This window comes from Priestia sp. SIMBA_032 (assembly GCF_046535215.1).
GTDB classification, from domain to species: Bacteria; Bacillota; Bacilli; order Bacillales; family Bacillaceae_H; genus Priestia; species Priestia aryabhattai.
On sequence record NZ_JAWRXD010000248.1, the window covers coordinates 1 to 356 of the forward strand.

Below are 356 nucleotides of genomic sequence, written 5' to 3' on the forward strand. Positions count from 1 at the left end.
TTCTTCAAAAGCAAATGAAGTGAGCAGAGTGTTAGTGTCAATGGGAGTGCCGCATGCAGCAGCTGCAAGTGCTATTCGTATTAGTTTGGCACCAGACAACACGATGGAAGAAGTAAAACAATTTGAAGGTATTGTAAAAGAGACGATGCCAAAATTATATGAAGTGATGAGGTAAAGAAATATGATGACATATGAATATATTTTAGTGCGTTACGGAGAAATGACGACAAAAGGTAAAAACCGTTCTAAATTTGTAAGCACATTAAAAGATAACGTGAAGTTCAAACTGAAAAAGTTCCCAAATATTAAAATTGATGCAACGCATGACCGTATGTACATCCAGTTAAATGGTGAAG

At 36.0% G+C, this 356-nt stretch carries 2 pseudogenes; both read left to right on the plus strand.

The features are described 5' to 3' along the window. A pseudogene (locus tag SB717_RS34215) lies at positions 1-175 on the plus strand (cysteine desulfurase NifS); the annotation flags it as partial. Positions 176-181: 6 nt separating this feature from the next. Beyond that, positions 182-356: pseudogene (locus SB717_RS34220) on the plus strand (tRNA uracil 4-sulfurtransferase ThiI); the annotation flags it as partial.